Below are 19,117 nucleotides of genomic sequence, written 5' to 3' on the forward strand. Positions count from 1 at the left end.
GCACAAGACTTTCATACCTTTGCATCAGAAATTAAACATTAAATAGGAAAAGGTATGGGACTATTCGATTTTTTATTTTCAAGCGGCGTTTCAAACAGCCAAAAGAAAGCGCATCGCAACGCTGGTAATAATACAACCTCAGACCATGAAAACTATGCTCGTGGCTATGAAGATGGTTATGACGATTGCTGCTGCGACCATGATTGTTCTTATGAAGACTATCATGATAGTAGTTATTGTGATCGTGATGAGTATGAAGGCATCGAGAATGATGAGTGCTATGACGATAATTGCGGTTGGTAGTTACCTTCTGAAAATGGATATTCCACATTATTATATTATAAGGTTATGAAGAAAATAGCAATTCTTTTAGCTGCTACTATAGCTTTCGCCATCAATAGCAATGCGCAAAGTATGCAATCTGGCTATAAAGGCCATGTTGAAGCAGGTTATTCTGTTGGTATTGGTGACTATGACTTTGGTCGTTTTGAGGTCAACACAACACATGGCTATCAAGTGAATCCTTATATATTCCTTGGTGCTGGTACAGGCTTGCATTTTATGTCATCTTACAAAACAGGTGATATGGAAATACCACTTGATGTAAGAGACAGTAAAGTAGATATTCCGGTTTTCGCAAACTTCCGCAGCAATTTCACGAAAGGCAAGATTTCGCCTTTCTTTGACATCAAAGGAGGAACGTTTGTTACCAATAATGGTGGTCTATACGTGGTGGCTTCATTGGGTGTAAGATATGCTCTGAATAGCAAACAGGGACTTAGCTTATCTGTAGGATATGCTGCTGAGAAACTTGAATTTGAAACATTTGAACGTTTCAATGGCAGATATGATATGAGTTATACTCGCAAACCTGCGACATATGACAAAGAGTCAGTTAGCGTCAAACTTGGATTTGATTTTTAAAAGAATAATGTCTATCAAAACAATATAGAAGATGAAAAAGTTTATTTTAGTTACACTTGTTGCATTATTTGTATGCAGTGCGGTAGATGCTCAAATTCTGCGAGCAGAAGAGTTGGAAAAGTACGCAAAAGAAAAGTATGGAGAGAAATGGGTTGATGCAGCAACCAATCTCGGTACCCAGTTGACATTGGATAAGAATAATGCCATCACCTATACTCAGGTAATCCCTGCTGAAGGCAAGACCAAAGATCAGCTTTATGTGTTGCTTAACTATTGGTTCACCGCAACTTTCAATGATGCGAACTCCGTCATCAAATTGAATGACAAGGAATTGGGAACCATCATCGCACAGGGTTTTGTAGAGAGTATTGCACAACATGCAGGTGGTACTAACGCTTACAACGTTAATTTACGCCCTGTTATCAAATGTGATATAAAGGACAATAAGGTTCGTGTTACCTACACTGTACCATTCTATTCTGTCAATGTTGCCGTTGGTGGCGGTTGGATGGGTGCAATGGGAGGCACTATCCCTACCCGTTCTGATCAGAATTGGCCACTGGATAAATGTTATCCTTTTGCCAAGAAGGACTCTCACAAGAAGACTTCCTGCAAAGCACTTGTCATGGCTCATGCCTACTCTAATGTTGTAATGGACAAGATTGAGGAGTGCATCAAGAATGGCTTATCTGGTAATGAAAACGACAATTGGTAAATTCAAAATAACAAGAACATTATGAAAAAGTATTTATTTTTCCTTCTTACCCTCGTGGTAGCATCTTTTGCATTCATATCATGCAGCAGTGATGACGATTCAGACAATGGAGACTATGATAAGTCTATGATTGTAGGAACCTGGGAGATGACTGCAGTAAAGACATCTGAGTCTGGCACTTATGTTGATTGGCCTTTCAGAAAGACTTACGCCACATTCAATGCTGACGGTTCTTATTACGGCTCAGGATATTTCGGAACTGGTCGTGGAATATGGTCTTTGAAAGGAAACACACTAAACACATATGTTGAGGGTGAACTATTTGCTTCTTATACCATCATTACTGCGACATCTACAGTTTCAGAGATGAAAATGTCTATAGGTGACGAAGCTATTTGGGTAAAATGCAAGAAGCAATGATGCTAATCAAGCACTACATTGTAATGCTTTGAACATACTTCAGAAGGATGACAGGGTCAAACACCTTGCCATCCTTTTTTGTTGTCAGGTGCAGATGAGGGCCAGTTGACATTCCGGAACTTCCAGATACCCCAAGCACCTCTCCTGCATTGACGAACATCCCCTTTGAAACCCAGAAAGCAGAAAGATGGCAATAGCTGATGGTATAGGCAGCAGTTCTGACTGTGACATACTTGCCTGAGCGATTGTCATGGCCAACGCCAGTCACTTCCCCTGGAAACATGGAAAACACTTTCTCGTAATGAGCTGCCAGATCCACGCCATTGTGCATGATAGTCTTGTGCTTCACCGGGTGATTACGCATTCCAAACCTTGAATTGATCTGAATGCTTTTCAACGGAAACGAAGCCCGAAGATAAGGAAGAACATCTTGGGAAGAATCCGGAGGCAGAGAATCAGCCTTCATCACAGAGTCCACAGAAGCAACATGAGTTGTTTCTTGTGGACTCTTCTTTTTAGATATACTATGCTTCTTCACATACCCAATCGTATTGAATTGGGCATGTGAAGGAGTCTTTGTAAGCATCATTGTCAGTATCAATATGAGTGTCTTTATTGCTTTCATGTTGCAAAGGTAATCAGACTCAGCAAAACAACACGAAAGAAGTTACCTCTTCCCTATTATATCTAACTTTATTTATGTTTATAGTATGATAATTGAAGAATAATCATACTACTTTCATAACTATCTATAAAACTTTGATGATACTAACGTACATGTTTAACTTCTTCTATATCTACAATGTAACTTTGTTGACGGTTTGGCTTTAAGCGCAGTCTGAATAAGACCTGTCATAGGTCAGCCACCAAATAAAAAACAAATAAAACAGAAGCAAATGAATTACAATTTCGATGAGAACGAGATGCCTTATGGCATCCTTGAACGTTTCGGACTCACCCAGACAATGATTGACGACTTACCCACCGATGTCCTCCAGAACATCTACAATGGCCGCAAGTCGCCAGTCCTGCCAGTTCATATCACAGCCGATGATGGTGAGGAAGTCAAAGCACGAACCAGATTCAGCCTGGTAAGAACAGCCGAAGGTGGCGTTGATGTACTCTTCTATCCACAGCTCGATGAGTTAGACTTGAAACTCTTCAACGAGCAGCAGGAGAAGAACCTTGTTGCAGGAAAGCCTATCGTTGGCCATTTGGAGAGCAACGAGGTTGGCAAGGAACTCGGCAGTAAGTGTTTCTTCCAGCTTGATCCAGAAAGCAAGCAGGTGCTCAGTGTTCCAACCCCAGTCATCGGCAGAAACATCCAGTATGTAGCAGACCGCTACCACCTTACTGGCGCAGAGATGCAGAAGTTGCAGAATGGTGACATCCTTACCATCGTAGAGGATGACGAGGAACAATCCATCGGTATCGACCTCAACTCCAACACCGGCATCCGTTTCGCAGCAGGCAACGAACTTGTCTGGAAGAGAGAAGCCAAGCGTGACTGGGATAAGTTCAACTTTGGCATCTTCGGCTGTTGGACTATGGATGAAGATGGCAATCTCGACTACATCCCAGAAGAGAACTATACCGAAGAGATGTGGAACGAACAGAAGAAACTGGGTATGCGCATGATGCAGCGATAACCCAAAGTATTAACCCATAAAACAAGATTTCATGGCAAATGTAAAGTACTATCCAGAAGACGTGCTCGTGGAGAAAGTCCAGAGCGGAGAATATGGCTGGCTTGACTACATCAACCACCACTCCCCTGAATGGCAGGAGGAATACACTGCCTTCTGCAAAGAGAAGGATCTCATTGTCAATGAGGAATCGGCAGAGGATTTTGTCGATTGGAAGGGCGAGCAGATTGAAGCTGGCGAATAATCACACAGTACAGAATCAATAAACAGCATTAGAATATGTCAATCAGATCAAATGCATTACCAGTAGGCAGAGACCTGGCACCAGAGCTTCAGGAGATTCTCAGAAAGAATGGTATGCAAGCACATATCATCAGACAAGGAGAAGGTTATCAATTGGCCGTTCAAGGTCACGATTCCCCTCTGCTGACCTACGCCATCACCACACAACAGCACAGAGCCTTGGTTGACTGGGGAGCAAACTCAGCCAACAAGCAAGCCTACAACACCGTGGCAGAACTCGTGAAGAATGATTTCTACATGCCTCGTGACTTCGTTCATGCCAGAAATGCCAATGGCCGTGTTGCCATGGGACTCCACGGCTACCGCATAGGCGTTGGCGAATACGGCAGACTTCCCTGGAACAAACGACATGCCCACATGATGATGGATCCATATCACGGAAGATTCCTTGGTTGGACTCCACGATGCCAGGAAGGATTCCACATGCGCAGAGTTGGAGGAGCCATGTTCATGCAGGGTGCTCCAATCGTACCAGAACGTCCTGACGGCAGAATGAAGCCGGGCGAGTTGCAAAATGGCGGTTATGGCTTCTATTATAAAGGTGGTCAGCAAAACATGGTACAGCAACCTTCGCAGGATGTGTTGGCAGACCTGCAATCAGTCATTACCCCTGTAGTGGTTCGTTCACGTCCCCAGGAACCTGCCAAGCCATACAAAGAACTCATCACCTCCAAGGTCTATTTCTGCAATGACAAATGGCAGGAGTGTCTTTCGTCTCATGGCATTATCGTAGATGCAGCCAACAAGACCCTGACCATTCAGTCCACTGCTGCCAAGCAGGACTTTGTCTATGACCTCACAGAGGATGAGGTGAAGAAGTTGACCAACAATTCCATCAAGCAGGTACCAGTCCAAAACCGCATCGACATCATCAACAATGCCATCAGAAACGATTTTCAGGACAAACTGACGATGGATATGCTCAATTCCAAAGAGCAGATCAGCTTGAAGCTCAGACCAGAGATTGAGGCAGAACTCAACAACCGCCAACAGATGGTGATTGACCAGTCACTCCCATCTAATGGCGACCAGATTACTATTGAGCCAGAAGACCGCAGTGTTGCCCATGTAGATGGCAATAGCCTGTATGAGCAGAACGAAAGCAAGGGATGGTTCCGTGAAGGCAAGCATGGCAGAGAGGTTCAGGTTGATGACATCAAGGTTGAGCCAGTACGTAATGAGCAGGGAGAAATCCAGAAGGATGAGAAAGGCAACGCCAAGTTTCGCATGACAGCCGTCATCAACGGAGAGAGCATCAGCCATGAGATTACCCAAAAGCAGTATGACAAGTTCATGGCTATCGATGACTACCACCGCATGAAACTCTTCTCCCACATCTTCAAGGAGGTGGATATGAAAACCATCCCTGGAGAAGGCAAAAATATCGGGGCTCAGATTGGAGGAGCACTCCTTGCAGGACTTGCCGTGATGAGTGAACTGGGCAGAGACCGTCCAGCACCGGCAGTATTCGTAGAACACCATCATGACCATGCCCATGGGCCACATGTATATTTTAAGGGCAGCGTGGATTCACCGCAAGACCTTGCTTCACGAGCCTTCGATGCAGGACTCAATGCAGGAGAACACGGTGTAGGCTTAGGTCATGGCAGATAAACAACAATTCACATTCAAGAGATGACAGACGAACAGACATTTGCAGACTACAGAAGCCGTCTTAACATCAAGGACGTATTGGAGGACGCAGGCTACACGTTTTACAAGCGTGATGGCTTGCGCTATCCTGCGTATGTACGCCTGGGCAGCGACGGAAAAAGAATCAGTGGAGACAAGTACATTGTCATGCCCAACAAGAACTGCTGTTTCCAGCCGCCAACCATCAAGCTCTACTCTGTTACCTCCTTCATCTGGGAACATCCAGATCTTTTCAAGGAGTACAAGTATGGCATGAAGGAATCAGCCCTTGTCCATAAGGTCTGCCAACGCCTGCTTAACATCCCGGTAGAACATCGGAGTCAGGACGTGCATAATCCAACTGTCAGCAGCAAGCCATTTGATATCAATGACTACAAGATTGACCGTTTCAATCCCAAAGACTTCGAGTCACAGAAGCCGTTCTACGCCTTCTTCAAGTCAAGAGGAATTGATTTCGCCACCCGTTGTGCCTTCCATCACAGCTTCTTCCTCGCATCGAAAACAGCAAAAGATGGCAGCACCTATAAGAATCTCTCCTTCCCCATGCACATCCCTTGGCAACATGACAAATGTGTAGGCTTAGAGGAAAGAGGCTATCCACGAAAGGACGGTTCTGCCCGAAAAGGCATGGCTACCGGCACCAACGCCAGCGAAGGATTATGGATGGCAAGTCCCAAGAATACGGCACTCCAGGATGCCCGTATCGTACTTGTCTTTGAAAGCGCATACGATGCCATGGCATTTTACCAGCTGCAGATGCGCAAGGAATCAGGATTGGATCAGCGTGGACGGCAGGATCTGAAAGCCGGAGTCTATGTCTCTACTGGAGGTAACCCAAGCTATGGGCAGATACAGGGATTGTTGAAAGCTGCACCCCAAGCCACCTTCCACCTTGGCTTTGACAAGGATGTGGCAGGAAAGCAGTTTGTGGCAAACTTCGAGGATATAGCAAGCAAACAGAGTCCTGTAGCTCCAGGAAATGTACCTGCTGAAATGAGGGAGTTCATGGAAAGCTTCGACAAACAGCCGAGAACCATCAAGGAACTGCTAAGTTTCAATGATGAGAACTACAGCTTACTACCCCAAGAACTCAAACAGCTCTACCTAATTTACGATTCTGCAAAAGAAGAGGCATTGGAGTATCACTACTCTCCCTTCTTGTGTAAAGAAGACAAGCAGGAAGCTGCTGACAAGATGAATAAAGCTTTCAAGGACTTCAAGGATGCACTGCTACAGAAGCTCAACCTGCACGAAGACCAAGACCTCGCTCCCGTGAAGATTATACGGGAAGAGCCATCGGAAGGCTACAAGGACTTCAACGATGAGCTACTTGACAAGAAACAGTTCTCTATGACCGACGTAGTAGAGACCGCATTTGACGAGAACGGTGTGGACTTAACCATTGAACGGCAAGAAGAGAACGAGGAAACCAAACATCATGGATTTAAACGATAACGAATATGGCAGACCCAATCAGACGATACAACATCATCACCCTACGCCCTCATTGGGCGCAGTATATCATCTCGCAAGGGATGTCGTTCATCATCAGCTGTGCCCTGTTCCTTGTTGCCGGTCATGACAGCATCACCTACAAGATGCCTTTCGTGGTACTTGGAGGTGTGATGACCTGCATCATGCTCTATAGATGCTTATATCTCTACAAACTAAGATATATCATCACCTCTGAACAGCTCATCATCCAGCATGGAGTACTGACCAGAACCAGTGATTACATAGAGCTGTACCGAGTGGTGGATTTCAGCGAGAACCGTGACATCCTGGAACAGTTGTTCGGATTGAAGACAGTATGGATATTCAGCGGAGACCGCTCCAATCCCAAACTGGACATCTACGGTGTGAAGGAAAGGTTGGACGTGGTGAGAATCATCCGTGAACGTGTAGAATACAACAAAAAGAGAAAAGGCATATATGAAATTACCAACAGATAACAGAAGAAGCAAGGTTGTTGCAGCCATTACCTTAGCGTTAATGCTGCTACCTACTATAGCTCATGCTCAGGTTGCCTCCAGCAATCCATTGGAGTATGTTGCCTTGGCTGAGGGAAACGAACTTATCAATGGTCAGATCAAGAACCAGATAGAAGACCAGCAGAAGACTGCATTCCTGCAGAACACCATCGCAGCCGAGTTCTCGCAGATTCACAAATGGGAAAAGAAGTACAACAGCTATCTGAAAACGGCATCGGGTTATGCTTCCACGTTGAAAGCCTGCACCTCGCTCTATGACGACGGTGTGAGAATCTTCATCAACTTGTGCAATCTGAAGAAGGCCATAGCAAGCAACCCACAGGGCATTGTGGCGACAGCGAGCATGAACAATCTCTATATCGAGACGGCCACAGAGCTCGTCACGGTATATACCACTTTAAAGGATGCCATAGCCAAAGGTGGCAATGAGAATATGCTCACTGGTGCAGAACGAAGCAAAACCCTCTGGGAACTGAACGACCGTCTGGCACAGTTCAACAAGAAGTTGTCAAGGCTATGTCTAAGCATCAGATACTACACCATGGCCGATGTCTGGAACAATGTCACGGCAGGAATGCTCGACCGGAGCAATGCCGAAATAGCCAGTCAAGCCCTTGGCAGATGGCGCAGATGTGCCAGAGTTGTAACACCATAAGAAATATTATTTGAGGATAACATTTATGAAACGTCTCTATGCTCTCATATTACTTCTCTTTTCTCTCATCCTTCCCTTTGATGGGGAGGATGGGAGTTTTCTCCGTGCCCAGGGCAATGACCCTGTCCTGGCAGGTATGATATTCCAATATACCGACAAGGCCAAGAAAGAGTTGAAGCAGCAGGAACAGATGATGCAACTTGTATCTACAGGCCATATATGGATCAAGGAAGAGGTGGAAGGTACAACCAACCTACAGAAAGAGTTCAATAACTATCTTGACCGTTTCAACAGCATCATCAGCTATGCAGCTCAGATCTATGGTTTCTATCACGAGATAGACCGTCTCGTGGCACAACTCGGAACCTACAGCCACCAGCTCAGCCATCAGACGACCAATGCTCTTGCCGTGGCTCTGTCCTCCAATCGCAACAAACTCTATCGGGAACTTGTCATGAGCAGTGTCGAGATAGTCAATGATGTCAGGCAGGTATGCCTCTCTAATAACAAGATGACAGAGAAGCAGCGACTGGAGATAGTCTTTGGCATACGACCGAAACTCAAACTGATGAACCAGAAACTCAAACGGTTGATACGGGCAGTAAAGTACACCAGACTGTCAGACGTTTGGGCAGAGATAGACTATGGAGCCAGGAGTGAAGTGGACAAACCTACTATTGTACAGCGATGTAAAGAACGATGGCGAATGAATGCAAGACCTTGAAGTAAAGGTTCAACATAATCAGATAACAAATAACAATACAATAATTTAGAAATACATAACATTATGGGTTGGGGTTCATTTTTGAAAGCAACTCTCCGATTGGGAGGAAGGATGACCAGTGCAACTGCACACTCAGTGGGCAGTGCTGTGCTTCATCCTCAGCAGACCTTGAAAGGCGTAGGTTCTGCCACTAAAAGCGCAGTTGTCGGAGGAAGTCTTGGTTACATTGGTTGGGAGAAACTCACCACGGACAAAAGCGTTGTAGGCATTGTCAGCGATGCCGTCATAGGAGAAGACACCACCAAGAAGATAGGCGACACTGTATCAGGGATTGGCGATGGCGTGAAAGACCTGAAAGACTCTGTTACAGGACTCTCTGACAATGTTAATGGGGCTATCAGCAGCGTGGATTCCAAGTGGAGCGGTATGTCTGGCTTCCTTAGAGCCGTGTTCTCTGGTAATGGCGGTGACATGTTCGGAAACTTCTTCAGCAACATAGGCAAAGGAAACGTTTCAGGTCTCAGCCTTGTAGGACTTGTAGTCTCTGCCCTCCTCGTCTTCGGTCGCTTCGGATGGTTAGGCAAGATAGCTGGAGCCGTTCTCGGAATGATGATGATAGGCAACAATGCCAATCTAAGCAGCCTACTTGGTGGCAACAGTGATCGTAAGACAAGCAACCACAAGGAAGAAGAAAAGCAGCAAGAAGTAGAGCAAACCAATACTGTAAGCAGACGAAGATAACAAACATTATAACAAAGTATTATACAATGCACTATACACAAGAAATGATACTGCATTCCGACAGTGGCTATTGCATGCCATTCGAGGAAAGAAACGGAGAAGTGACCATGTCCCTGGGCTACGGCAAACAGAAGCATCCGCACACAGGAGAATCATTTTTCCATCATGGAGTTGACTTCAAGGTCAGGAACTATCTGCTGTCTGCTGTAGCTACCGGCAAGGTGACAGGTCTGGGCAACGATGCCATTCACGGCATCTACCAGATTACCCGATACGATGACTATGAAGTGACCTATGCCCACCTGAGCAACGTGTTTGCCAACTACGGCAAAGAGGTAAAGGCAGGGCAAGTCATCGCTGTCAGTGCCGACTCCCTCCATGTAGAAGTCAAATACAAGGGCGAAGAACTCAATCCACTGGAGTTCCTCACCATGATCTATAGCAATCTGAAAGTGATGGAACAGAACGGCAAGCCAGGCGCAGCACCTCAGTTCGTCACTCTTGACATGGATGTTCATACCATGTATGACAAAGACCAGAAGGAGATTGAAGACCTCATGATGCGTTTCTTCCCCGACTACATGAGCGACATGAGCCAAGGCATCTATGCCCTACCAGAGCATACGGAACTTGCACTTCGCAACATCTTCACCATGTCGGCCATGAAGAATTACTTCTATGAAACCCTGCCTTCCATGGCGAATCCATTGGGAATGGGATCAAGAAGCATTCCAATAGCCGAGCGAGTACAGAACCTCCTTATTGGAGATTTTCTAAACTATCTCGCCTTGCGCCATCAGATCTTTCTGTCAAGCATGAGCGCCATCGAAAAAAAAAAGCACAAGACCGGGCAATAGCGACAAGCGGAATAGTTGACCCACTGGCAGAACTGGACATCGATGTTCAAAGCTTCGACATTCCACGCCTGGTGAGCGTCTATCCCGACAAGTCGGGAATCAGATGGTGGACTAAGGCTTGGTTCAACAACAGCGAGAAAGGCGAAGCTGCCATTGAGATAGAAAGAAATCTGGCCATCAAGTTCATCAACGACAACATCGAGAAGGACGAATGGCTGGAGGAATATTTCCCGAAACAGATGGAAGTCTATCACAACGCCATCGAACAGACCAGGGAGCAAATTCTCAACCAATTAAACTTGTAAACATAAAGCTATGGTAGAGTCAAAACAGGATAAAATATTCAATACTAAGGTCATACCGATTATGAATAAAGTTCGGAATGACCTACAGAACAAGCTTGCAGACGAGTTGCGGTCAAACTCCAATTCGTTTGCAGGTCTGATGGCAGCAGCAGCTGGACCTGACGGTGGTATGGCATCCATGCAGGCGCAAAATGACACCCTCAAATACACAGGCAAATGGACATCCAAGACCACGGAAGACTATATTGCGATGGTCAAGAAAGAGTTGAAGCGACAGCATATCACGGTCAATGCTTCCATGGAACAGAAGATGATTGACAAGATGATAAAGGACAAAATACCGAAATCATCCATCGACTACATCATACGAAAGGCTGCCACGAGTACCATCTTCTACCTACCGCAGGAAGTCGCAAAATCGCCATTGGATCACAAGATAGACTCGGAGGCAGAGAAGCGGTATAAGCCATCGGTCTGGGAAAAGAACGCTGGTATAGCCCTTGGCTCTGTAACCGACCTTGCCTGTATGGGAGGATTGGGAGGTGGCTTGAAGACTGCTGCCACCTGGATAGGAAGCGACATGCTCGTCACTCATGTTGGTGACAAACTCAATGACCGTTCCGATGTTCCCATGATCATTGCACCGGGAAAGGAGGATGAATACAGACGAACGCAGCAGGAAAAGAAGAAACAAGCGGAGCAGAAACCACAGAACAAGCCACAATCTGAGGAAGGAGCACAACAGGCGGAACCAACAGAAGAAGTAAACCAATCTGAAGGTGAAACCAACAACACGCAGCCTGAACAGACTAACATGAACGGTTGGCAAGGGCTTCTCACGTCATTCGGCCTCAATGGTATCAGCGATATAGGTCATAATCTTGGTTATGTATTGGCCATGCTTCCAGATATGCTCGTAGGCATGTTCACCGGTAAGACCAAGTCCATCAATATCAAGGATAACATGATGCCTATTGCAAGCATTGTTGCAGGTATGTTTGTCAAGAACCCGATTCTCAAAATGGTGCTCATAGGCATGGGAGGTATGAATCTTCTCAATAAGGCAGGACATGAAGCCTTGGACAACTTCAAGACACAGGATCATCCGCAACAAGCTGGTGGCAGAGTCAACTATCGCATCTATCCCGAAGAGCCTCTGAATGCACGCATCCAGAATCCGGAGATAAGAGCCAACTGCCTAATCGCAACCATTGACAGAGTGCCATGTACCATAGCCCTTCCAGAAAAAGTTGTGGATGCCTACCGTCAAGGAGCGCTGCCTCTCAACACCCTTGCCAATGCTGTGCTGGCAAAGAATGACCAGATGCGACAGATAGCATCCGAGAAATACGAGGCTGGCGAACGACAGACTGTCATCGAGAGACCACTTGCTCAAAGATAACATAGAACAAAGATGAAAAGATACTGGTATAAATTCCGTGTCAAATATGGCAAAGCCCTTGACACAGGAAAGAACAAAAAAGTCAGTGAAGAATACCTGGTAGATGCCGAGAGCTTCACCGAGACAGAGAAACGTGCCACCAAAGCTGCTACCGAGCTTATCGGAACCAGAGACTTCGACATCACAGCCATCTCACGTGAATCTATCACGGAAATCCTGAAAGAAGATGAAAAAGAAGGCAACCACTGGTACAAGACCGTCGTCTCCCTTGTCACTGAGGATGAAGAAACTGGCGTAAAGAAGTTCTCACCACAGACCATCTACGTCAATGCTCCTTCGACAAAGGAAGCAGACCACATGCTACGTCAGCACATGAGCAGCAGTGTGACAGAGTGGAAAATCAAATCCATAGCCGAGACCAAGGTTCTTGGTGTTCTTGGCTATAAGCAATGATCACAAAAACATCATATCCATGACAGAAAAGAATCAGCAAGAAAAGATGGCTGCAGAACGTCAGGTGGAACTGTTCACCAAGGCGTTTGGGAAAGCCAAGGAAGATAAAGGCATTTGGCTGGACAACAACGGTCGCAAGGCTCCTGGACTCTACCAGAAGCATTTGCAGGTATCAGCCTTCAATGCCATCATCTTAGGAATGCACGCCGCTCAAAACGGCTACAAGACCAACCAATATACGCTTTTTTCGGAAGCGAAGAAACGTGGCGAGTCTGTTCAATCAAAAGAGAAAGGAGTACCGTTCCTCTGGTACAACTGGAACGAGTATGTCAACAAGCACAACCCTGAGGACAAAATCAGCCGTGCAGACTACCAGTCTCTCCCTTCAGACAAGCAAGCTGACTACAAAGGCATCAGAAGCCGTGAAGTAAGAGCCTTGTTCAATATCGAGCAGACTACCCTACCCATGGTTGACAAGACCGCCTTTGAAGCTACTGTCCAGAAATACGGCAGGTTGAACGACCGAAAAGATGTTGAGTCTGCCTCCACAACCATTCGCAAAGGTGTAGAAGAGCTTCTGGAGAAGGCACGTGAGAACATGGTCGAAATCCGCAGTGACTCTACAGGTGTAGCACATTACGACAGCAAGAAAGACATTGTCTTCCTGCCCAAAGCATCTTCATACGAACACTATGAGGATTATGCCCGTGATGCAGTATCGCTACTTGTTACAGCGACTGGCCATGGGCAGCGACTAGCCCGTGAAGGTATGGTAACGAAGAAAGGAAAGGTCTCTGCAGAGGATGCCATGAAGCAGGAGCGTCTGGTCACAGAGGTTGCTACAGCCGTAAAGCTTCAGGAATTGGGAATCTCAGCCAAGCTCTCCCTGGAAAGCATGGCTATGACCGATTATTGGTCAAGAGAACTGAAAGAGAACCCCTGTCTCATTGATATACTGGAGAGGGATGTCAACAATGCCGTTGATATGCTCCACAAGGCAGAACGTGGCGAAAAGGTTGAATTGAACAGCAAGACTGCCAGAAACCAGGCAGATGCCATCAAGAGCATCCTTCCAAAGCACTACTATGTGGCTGACGAGATCAAGACCCTTCCCAACAAGTCCACCAAGGAGTTTGTCCTTGTAAAGGACGCAGAGGGTAAGATGGCTGACGTAGTCCTTCCGGAAGGTGCATCCTTAGGTATGGATAACGACATCCCTGGCATGAAAAAAGGACGTATCGAGCATGCCCTACAGAAGGAAGGATATGAAACTGTCACCTTCTATAATGTTGATGGTTCCATGGGCTACCGTCCTGACGACAGTTTCTTTGACGGCAAGGCAGTCTCTGTTGCCAGACTCAACAACTGGAGCCTGGAGACCATCACCCTGCTCGATGTTTCGGATGCCGTAAAACGCTCAGGAGCCGTGGACTTCGACAAGATTCTGATGCTGCGTGACGATGAGGGCAAGTGGGCTCTCTATCTGAAGCCTGAGAATGAAAAGGCTTTCAGCGTATATCCAGACAAGGCCGATGTCAACCTGTTCTTCACCACAGTAAAGCAAGGAGACGAGGAGCTTTCAGACACTATGCGTCAGGACATGGCACAGAAATACTACATGGAAGCTTCCAATAAGCCGGAAATGAAAGTTGACCTCTTCAAGAGCAACGTTCCTGCCGAAGAGGTGGACAAAATCCAACGTGTCAACATCTTCAAGACCAAAGAGACGGACAATCAGCCGAGTGTCATCCTCTGTATGCCTACAGTGAATGGTGAAAAGCTCAAACCTCGTGAGATCTCACCATCCCAGTGGCAACGTATGTGGCTCGCCGAGAACATGCAGGATTACAAGAAACACCTTGCTGCCAGTCTTTTTGCCGATGTACTGCGCAAAGACCGGACCGATGCGGTAGCTGTAGGCACTGAAAAATCGGAGCAGGAAGCCCAGAGCAATGAGGTAAAGCAGAACACCGCTCAGCAAGAGGAAGACAAGGCTACGGAGGAACAGAAAGAGGAAACTCCAGAAAAGAAAGAGCAGAAGGAAGAAAAGGCAAAGGAAGAGAAGACGAAGGCTGAGACAAAGGCTGCCGTTGTAGCAATGACTCCGATGTTAAAGCAATTCTACGAGCTAAAAGGCAAACATCCTGATGCAGTGTTACTTTTCCGTTGTGGAGACTTCTACGAGACCTATAGCCAGGATGCAGAGAAAGCTTCAAAGATCCTGGGCATCACGCTTACCAAGAGTTCCCATACCAAGGATGCTGACGGCAAACCTTTGACCATGGCAGGTTTCCCATATCATGCTCTCGACACCTATCTGCCGAAACTCATCCGTGCAGGAGAACGGGTTGCCATCTGCGACCAGTTGGAAGCCCCCAAACGTGCCACTGAGGAAATTTCTCCCTCCAAGGTAGAGACTCCTCAGCAGGAACAGAACAATTCATCAGGAATACACAGATAACATGTAATCATCATGTCAAGGAATCAAGAATATGTAGAACAATATGCATCGTATGCCATGGAGCAGATGCGCCGATATGGCATACCTGCTTCTGTAACCCTTGCACAAGGCATCTGCGAGAGTGCAAGCGGACAGAGCGAGTTATCCCGAAAGGGAAACAATCATTTCGGCATCAAGGCTACTTCCGGTTGGGTTCAGAACGGAGGCAAGTACCTTGTATATACCGATGACCGTCCCAACGAGAAGTTCTGTCAATATGCTTCTGTTGGCGACTCATACGAGCATCATTCCCAGTTTCTGAAAGGAAACAAGAGATACAGCTCGCTCTTCAAGCTATCCCCTGATGACTACAAGGGATGGACAAACGGACTGCAGAACTCCGGCTATGCCTCCAACAAGAAGTACGCTTCAAGTCTTCAGAGCATCATCGAGAAGAACAACCTGCAGAAGTATGACCAGATGGTCATGAAGGAGATGAAAGCGCAAGGAAAATCATTCGGTACCGAAACCAATCCTCGTCAGCAAGGAGAACAAAACAGCCAGAAGACGAGAGTTTCAAAGCCTGCGGAGAGTGAAAAGTATTCCTATCCCTTGAAGAGAAACGAGTTTATGCTCGTCACATCACCCTTCGGAATGAGGAAAGATCCGCTCAATCCGGCCAACACGCAAATGCACAAGGGCATCGACATTCAAGCCAAGCATGACTATGTACTGGCTACGGAAGATAAGGGTAAGGTCACTCGGGTCAACAACAATCCGAATACTGCAGGTGGACTGTCTGTAACTGTAGAATACAACAGAAATAACGGCAGCAAGTATCAATGTACCTACATGCACCTGAGCAGCATTGCCGTAAAGACAGGCGACACTGTAAATGCCGGTCAGCGATTGGGCGTGACTGGCAATACGGGAACCAGAACCACTGGTGAGCATCTGCATTTTGGGGTGAAAAGCATCTCTGCGGATGGCAAGGCACGGGATATAGACCCAGCGGCATATCTTGCAGAAATCTCTCAAAAGGGAAACATCCAGTTGCAGACTCTCCACAACGGCAAGGACATCACCGCTCAGTACAAGGTTAGCAATCCTGCCTCACAAGGCGAAGTGACTGACACGGCACAAAGTCCTGAAGACTGGATGAAGAAACTTCTGTCATCAGAGGACAGCGGAGTGAAAATGCCAGGCGATGACCCTGTCATTGAGATGGCTATGACCATGTTCACCTCTCTCATGGCACTTGCCCTGCAGATAGACAACAAGAGCGAAGAAGAGAAAATGCAGACTGTGACCGACTCGGTTGTCAGCAAGAGCATCGACCTCTCCTCGCTCCTTCCCTCTTATAAAGCCTGCTCCGTGAACATTCAGGATGGTAAGCCTTATCTCCATGTAAATAACGGAACCGTCCAGTTTACAAGAGAAATGACCCAGGCAGAAATGACAAAGCTCCAGCAGACGCTCGGCAATGCCAATCTGAGCGATGAAGACAAGCGAAGAGGTGTTGCCTCTATCATACAGGCTGCAACCGTATCTCAGCAGATGTCACAGAACTACCAGAAAGGCGTTGACAATCAGCAGGACAAACAGGAATCTGTTCAAATTAAATAATGAAGTAAAACAATAAGCCAAGTTTATTATGATTAAATGTAATGTAACCGTATGCGGCACGGTATGTCGCCAGGCACATATGCGTGCCAACAAGGAAGGTAAGCAGTTTATCTCTTTCGGAATCAGCGTAGTGGTTCAAGCCAAGACCGGTATCAACAAGACTGTAGAAATCAGCGTAGCCAAGGATGGTGACAACCAGGCAGAACTGGTCAACTATCCAGTAGGTTCCCGTATCGAGGTGGCTGGAGTTCTCCAATTCCATAAGAAAGGCGATGCGCTTTACCTCAATCTCTCGGCTTCGGGAGTGAATACCTTCAATGCAGGAAGCCAGGACGCAATCATCGGCACCATGGAGTTCCGAGGAACCATCGGCAAGCAGGTTGAGGTGAAGACCGACAAGAAAGGCAAGCCTTATACCCTATTCTCTGCCTACAGCAGCGAGAAGGATGGTGACAGCTATGCCTACACCTGGATTCGTTTCATGCAGTTTGACACCACAAAGGCCGACTGGGTACAGGCTAAGGCTGGCATCAATGCCAAGGGTGATCTGCAGGTGGGAGCCTACAACGACCGCCTCGACCTCACTTGCCGTGTCACAGAGCTTACTCCATGGGAAAAGAAAGCATCATCCACCAACCAATAAGGAATGAGTATGGCTGATTACAAGAAATATAATACTGATGGCCGTAGCAGTGAAGACCGGGCTTTGGACAAGTTTGCCGAGATGATGATTGAGAAGATCAACACCTTGCAGAACGACTGGAAGAAGCCTTGGTTCACTGAAGGTTCACTGACATGGCCGAAGAACCTGTCTGGGCGTGAGTATAACGGCATGAATGCCCTGATGCTCATCATGCACTGTGAGAAGCAGGGATATAAGTTGCCTGTGTTCTGCACCTTCGACAGAGTGGCCGGTCTGAACTTCAATAAGGACAAGCAAGGAAGAAGACAGCAGGTTAAGGACAACAACGGCGAAGCTTTGCCTCAGGTGACAATCCTCAAAGGCGAGAAGAGTTTCCCTGTTTTCATCACGACTTTCACCGTTGTGAACAAGGAAACAAGGGAAAAAATCAAATACGATGATTACCGTCTGATGTCCGAAGAGCGACGCAAGGAGTATAACGTATATCCTAAATTGCAGGTTTACAATGTGTTTAATGTGGCGCAGACCAACTTGCAGGAGGCTCGTCCGGAACTCTATAAGAAGCTGGAGGCAGCTGCAGGAGTAAACAGACCTTTGAATCAGGGTGATGACTTCTCTTTCCCTGCCATGGATAAGATGATCAAGGAAAACGGATGGATCTGTTCTATCAAGCCTGTCTATGGCGACAATGCCTACTACAGCATTTCGAAGAATGAGATTGTCATTCCTGAGAAACGCCAGTTCAAGGATGGAGAGTCCTTCTACACCAATCTCGGACATGAGATGGCTCACTCTACGGGGGCAGAGAACCATTTGGGCAGATTGAAGCCTGCATCTTTCGGAAGCGCAGAATATGCCCGTGAGGAACTTGTTGCCGAACTGAGTGCCGCTCTGGTGGCCCAGCGTTTCGGTATGACCAAGCACCTGAAGGAAGACAGTGCCAGTTATCTGAAAAACTGGCTAGATAGCTTGAAGGAATCGCCTGAGTTCATCAAGACTACGCTTACCGATGTAAAGAAGGCTTCTCACATGATCAACCAACATATCGATGCCATGCAGCTGAAAATAGACCAAGAACAAAGTCAAGAGGCTGAGCAAAAGCAAGAGAAAGCTCCAACGATGTATTACGCTTCAGTGGCGTATCTCCAGACTACCGATGCTACAGACCGTCTCGACAAGTTCAAAAATGACGGCAACTACGATGCACTCCTTACTAAGGCTAAGGAATACGACCAGGGTGATGCTCCTGACCTCTCCAAAATCAATCTCTCACCAACTAAATACCGTGGCGATGACATTCTTATAGAGGATGAACATTATGCTGTAGTATATAATCCAACAGTAGGAGGTACATACGATGTGATGCGTAAGGTAAGCGCTGAGGAAATCAAGGATAACATCATCCGCTATGGTCTCCCTGAGGATGCTACAGACGACGTGAAGGAAGTTGCCAAACAAATGGAAAAAGAAGAGGTTGTTGCTCAGGAAGAAGAGCCGCACTACCATCGAGGACGATAATTTATCCCATTCAATTAAAGACAGTCACTATGTTGGCTGTCTTTTTTATGCAATAAATACTTTCATGGTCATTTTGAGTGCAAGCGTAAAGTTTCATAATG

Annotated in this window: 21 protein-coding genes; 20 read left to right on the top strand and 1 reads right to left on the bottom strand. The window is 46.6% G+C overall.

Annotated elements, in window-relative coordinates:
• Window positions 1–54 precede the first annotated feature (54 nt).
• The 4 genes from ONT18_RS04535 to ONT18_RS04550 are packed head-to-tail and all read left to right on the top strand — an operon-like array spanning window position 55 to window position 2,059.
• Window positions 55–303, top strand: a complete 249-nt coding sequence (locus tag ONT18_RS04535) for a hypothetical protein (protein ID WP_217745562.1) — start codon at window positions 55–57, stop codon at window positions 301–303.
• A gap of 45 nt (window positions 304–348) precedes the next feature.
• On the top strand, window positions 349–924 hold the full coding sequence (locus tag ONT18_RS04540) for a hypothetical protein (protein WP_264904340.1): 576 nt from the start codon (window positions 349–351) through the stop codon (window positions 922–924).
• A 31-nt stretch (window positions 925–955) separates the two neighbouring features.
• Window positions 956–1,639 (top strand): DUF4468 domain-containing protein, encoded by a 684-nt coding sequence (locus tag ONT18_RS04545; RefSeq protein ID WP_264904341.1) that lies wholly within the window; start codon window positions 956–958, stop codon window positions 1,637–1,639.
• A gap of 21 nt (window positions 1,640–1,660) precedes the next feature.
• Window positions 1,661–2,059 carry a lipocalin family protein gene (locus ONT18_RS04550; RefSeq protein ID WP_264904342.1) on the top strand — a complete coding sequence of 133 codons (399 nt, stop codon included), beginning with the start codon at window positions 1,661–1,663 and terminating at the stop codon, window positions 2,057–2,059.
• Window positions 2,060–2,072: 13 nt separating this feature from the next.
• Here the strand turns inward: ONT18_RS04550 and ONT18_RS04555 are convergent, their stop codons facing one another.
• Complete coding sequence (locus ONT18_RS04555) at window positions 2,073–2,684, bottom strand: M23 family metallopeptidase (RefSeq protein WP_264904343.1); 612 nt, start codon at window positions 2,682–2,684, stop codon at window positions 2,073–2,075.
• Between the two features lie 271 nt (window positions 2,685–2,955).
• On the opposite strand from ONT18_RS04555, the gene ONT18_RS04560 reads away from it, so the two are divergent.
• The 16 genes from ONT18_RS04560 to ONT18_RS04635 all read left to right on the top strand — a co-directional run bounded on the left by ONT18_RS04560 (window position 2,956) and on the right by ONT18_RS04635 (window position 19,016).
• Entirely contained in the window at window positions 2,956–3,708 is a 753-nt protein-coding gene (locus ONT18_RS04560; RefSeq protein ID WP_218486598.1) for a DUF4099 domain-containing protein, read from the top strand.
• Window positions 3,709–3,739: 31 nt separating this feature from the next.
• On the top strand, window positions 3,740–3,949 hold the full coding sequence (locus ONT18_RS04565) for a hypothetical protein (protein ID WP_264904344.1): 210 nt from the start codon (window positions 3,740–3,742) through the stop codon (window positions 3,947–3,949).
• 35 nt (window positions 3,950–3,984) lie between these two features.
• Window positions 3,985–5,622, top strand: a complete 1,638-nt coding sequence (locus ONT18_RS04570) for a hypothetical protein (protein ID WP_264904345.1) — start codon at window positions 3,985–3,987, stop codon at window positions 5,620–5,622.
• Window positions 5,623–5,643: 21 nt separating this feature from the next.
• A complete protein-coding gene (locus ONT18_RS04575) occupies window positions 5,644–7,116 on the top strand; it encodes a toprim domain-containing protein (protein ID WP_264904346.1) in 1,473 nt (490 codons plus the stop codon).
• A 5-nt stretch (window positions 7,117–7,121) separates the two neighbouring features.
• Window positions 7,122–7,613, top strand: coding sequence for a PH domain-containing protein (locus ONT18_RS04580; protein ID WP_094880504.1), 492 nt, complete (start codon window positions 7,122–7,124; stop codon window positions 7,611–7,613).
• Entirely contained in the window at window positions 7,594–8,307 is a 714-nt protein-coding gene (locus tag ONT18_RS04585; RefSeq protein WP_264904347.1) for a hypothetical protein, read from the top strand. Before ONT18_RS04580 ends, ONT18_RS04585 begins: the two co-directional genes overlap by 20 nt.
• A 25-nt stretch (window positions 8,308–8,332) precedes the next feature.
• Window positions 8,333–9,031, top strand: coding sequence for a hypothetical protein (locus ONT18_RS04590; protein WP_264904348.1), 699 nt, complete (start codon window positions 8,333–8,335; stop codon window positions 9,029–9,031).
• A gap of 63 nt (window positions 9,032–9,094) precedes the next feature.
• Complete coding sequence (locus ONT18_RS04595) at window positions 9,095–9,772, top strand: hypothetical protein (RefSeq protein ID WP_264904349.1); 678 nt, start codon at window positions 9,095–9,097, stop codon at window positions 9,770–9,772.
• Between the two features lie 26 nt (window positions 9,773–9,798).
• Window positions 9,799–10,629, top strand: coding sequence for a M23 family metallopeptidase (locus tag ONT18_RS04600; RefSeq protein WP_118139884.1), 831 nt, complete (start codon window positions 9,799–9,801; stop codon window positions 10,627–10,629).
• A 23-nt stretch (window positions 10,630–10,652) separates the two neighbouring features.
• Window positions 10,653–10,934: a hypothetical protein gene (locus ONT18_RS04605; protein WP_094880505.1), complete on the top strand. Its 282-nt coding sequence runs from the start codon at window positions 10,653–10,655 to the stop codon at window positions 10,932–10,934.
• Between the two features lie 61 nt (window positions 10,935–10,995).
• On the top strand, window positions 10,996–12,336 hold the full coding sequence (locus ONT18_RS04610) for a hypothetical protein (RefSeq protein WP_264904350.1): 1,341 nt from the start codon (window positions 10,996–10,998) through the stop codon (window positions 12,334–12,336).
• 12 nt (window positions 12,337–12,348) lie between these two features.
• A complete protein-coding gene (locus ONT18_RS04615; protein ID WP_264904351.1) occupies window positions 12,349–12,789 on the top strand; it encodes a DUF4494 domain-containing protein in 441 nt (146 codons plus the stop codon).
• A gap of 19 nt (window positions 12,790–12,808) precedes the next feature.
• Window positions 12,809–15,250, top strand: a complete 2,442-nt coding sequence (locus ONT18_RS04620; protein ID WP_264904352.1) for a zincin-like metallopeptidase domain-containing protein — start codon at window positions 12,809–12,811, stop codon at window positions 15,248–15,250.
• A gap of 12 nt (window positions 15,251–15,262) precedes the next feature.
• Window positions 15,263–16,855, top strand: coding sequence for a glucosaminidase domain-containing protein (locus ONT18_RS04625; protein WP_264904353.1), 1,593 nt, complete (start codon window positions 15,263–15,265; stop codon window positions 16,853–16,855).
• Between the two features lie 28 nt (window positions 16,856–16,883).
• On the top strand, window positions 16,884–17,498 hold the full coding sequence (locus tag ONT18_RS04630; protein ID WP_264904354.1) for a hypothetical protein: 615 nt from the start codon (window positions 16,884–16,886) through the stop codon (window positions 17,496–17,498).
• A 9-nt stretch (window positions 17,499–17,507) separates the two neighbouring features.
• Window positions 17,508–19,016 (top strand): zincin-like metallopeptidase domain-containing protein, encoded by a 1,509-nt coding sequence (locus ONT18_RS04635; protein ID WP_264904355.1) that lies wholly within the window; start codon window positions 17,508–17,510, stop codon window positions 19,014–19,016.
• Window positions 19,017–19,117 lie beyond the last annotated feature (101 nt).

The organism is Segatella copri (assembly GCF_026015295.1).
Taxonomy (GTDB): domain Bacteria; phylum Bacteroidota; class Bacteroidia; order Bacteroidales; family Bacteroidaceae; genus Prevotella; species Prevotella copri_C.

Excerpts from the sequence above, each read along its gene's own strand:
- ONT18_RS04535 (WP_217745562.1), top strand. The coding sequence starts at position 55 with ATGGGACTATTCGATTTTTTATTTTCAAGCGGCGTTTCAAACAGCCAA.
- ONT18_RS04540 (WP_264904340.1), top strand. The coding sequence starts at position 349 with ATGAAGAAAATAGCAATTCTTTTAGCTGCTACTATAGCTTTCGCCATC.
- ONT18_RS04545 (WP_264904341.1), top strand. The coding sequence starts at position 956 with ATGAAAAAGTTTATTTTAGTTACACTTGTTGCATTATTTGTATGCAGT.
- ONT18_RS04550 (WP_264904342.1), top strand. The coding sequence starts at position 1,661 with ATGAAAAAGTATTTATTTTTCCTTCTTACCCTCGTGGTAGCATCTTTT.
- ONT18_RS04555 (WP_264904343.1), bottom strand. The coding sequence starts at position 2,684 with ATGAAAGCAATAAAGACACTCATATTGATACTGACAATGATGCTTACA.
- ONT18_RS04560 (WP_218486598.1), top strand. The coding sequence starts at position 2,956 with ATGAATTACAATTTCGATGAGAACGAGATGCCTTATGGCATCCTTGAA.
- ONT18_RS04565 (WP_264904344.1), top strand. The coding sequence starts at position 3,740 with ATGGCAAATGTAAAGTACTATCCAGAAGACGTGCTCGTGGAGAAAGTC.
- ONT18_RS04570 (WP_264904345.1), top strand. The coding sequence starts at position 3,985 with ATGTCAATCAGATCAAATGCATTACCAGTAGGCAGAGACCTGGCACCA.
- ONT18_RS04575 (WP_264904346.1), top strand. The coding sequence starts at position 5,644 with ATGACAGACGAACAGACATTTGCAGACTACAGAAGCCGTCTTAACATC.
- ONT18_RS04580 (WP_094880504.1), top strand. The coding sequence starts at position 7,122 with ATGGCAGACCCAATCAGACGATACAACATCATCACCCTACGCCCTCAT.
- ONT18_RS04585 (WP_264904347.1), top strand. The coding sequence starts at position 7,594 with ATGAAATTACCAACAGATAACAGAAGAAGCAAGGTTGTTGCAGCCATT.
- ONT18_RS04590 (WP_264904348.1), top strand. The coding sequence starts at position 8,333 with ATGAAACGTCTCTATGCTCTCATATTACTTCTCTTTTCTCTCATCCTT.
- ONT18_RS04595 (WP_264904349.1), top strand. The coding sequence starts at position 9,095 with ATGGGTTGGGGTTCATTTTTGAAAGCAACTCTCCGATTGGGAGGAAGG.
- ONT18_RS04600 (WP_118139884.1), top strand. The coding sequence starts at position 9,799 with ATGCACTATACACAAGAAATGATACTGCATTCCGACAGTGGCTATTGC.
- ONT18_RS04610 (WP_264904350.1), top strand. The coding sequence starts at position 10,996 with ATGAATAAAGTTCGGAATGACCTACAGAACAAGCTTGCAGACGAGTTG.
- ONT18_RS04615 (WP_264904351.1), top strand. The coding sequence starts at position 12,349 with ATGAAAAGATACTGGTATAAATTCCGTGTCAAATATGGCAAAGCCCTT.
- ONT18_RS04620 (WP_264904352.1), top strand. The coding sequence starts at position 12,809 with ATGACAGAAAAGAATCAGCAAGAAAAGATGGCTGCAGAACGTCAGGTG.
- ONT18_RS04625 (WP_264904353.1), top strand. The coding sequence starts at position 15,263 with ATGTCAAGGAATCAAGAATATGTAGAACAATATGCATCGTATGCCATG.
- ONT18_RS04630 (WP_264904354.1), top strand. The coding sequence starts at position 16,884 with ATGATTAAATGTAATGTAACCGTATGCGGCACGGTATGTCGCCAGGCA.
- ONT18_RS04635 (WP_264904355.1), top strand. The coding sequence starts at position 17,508 with ATGGCTGATTACAAGAAATATAATACTGATGGCCGTAGCAGTGAAGAC.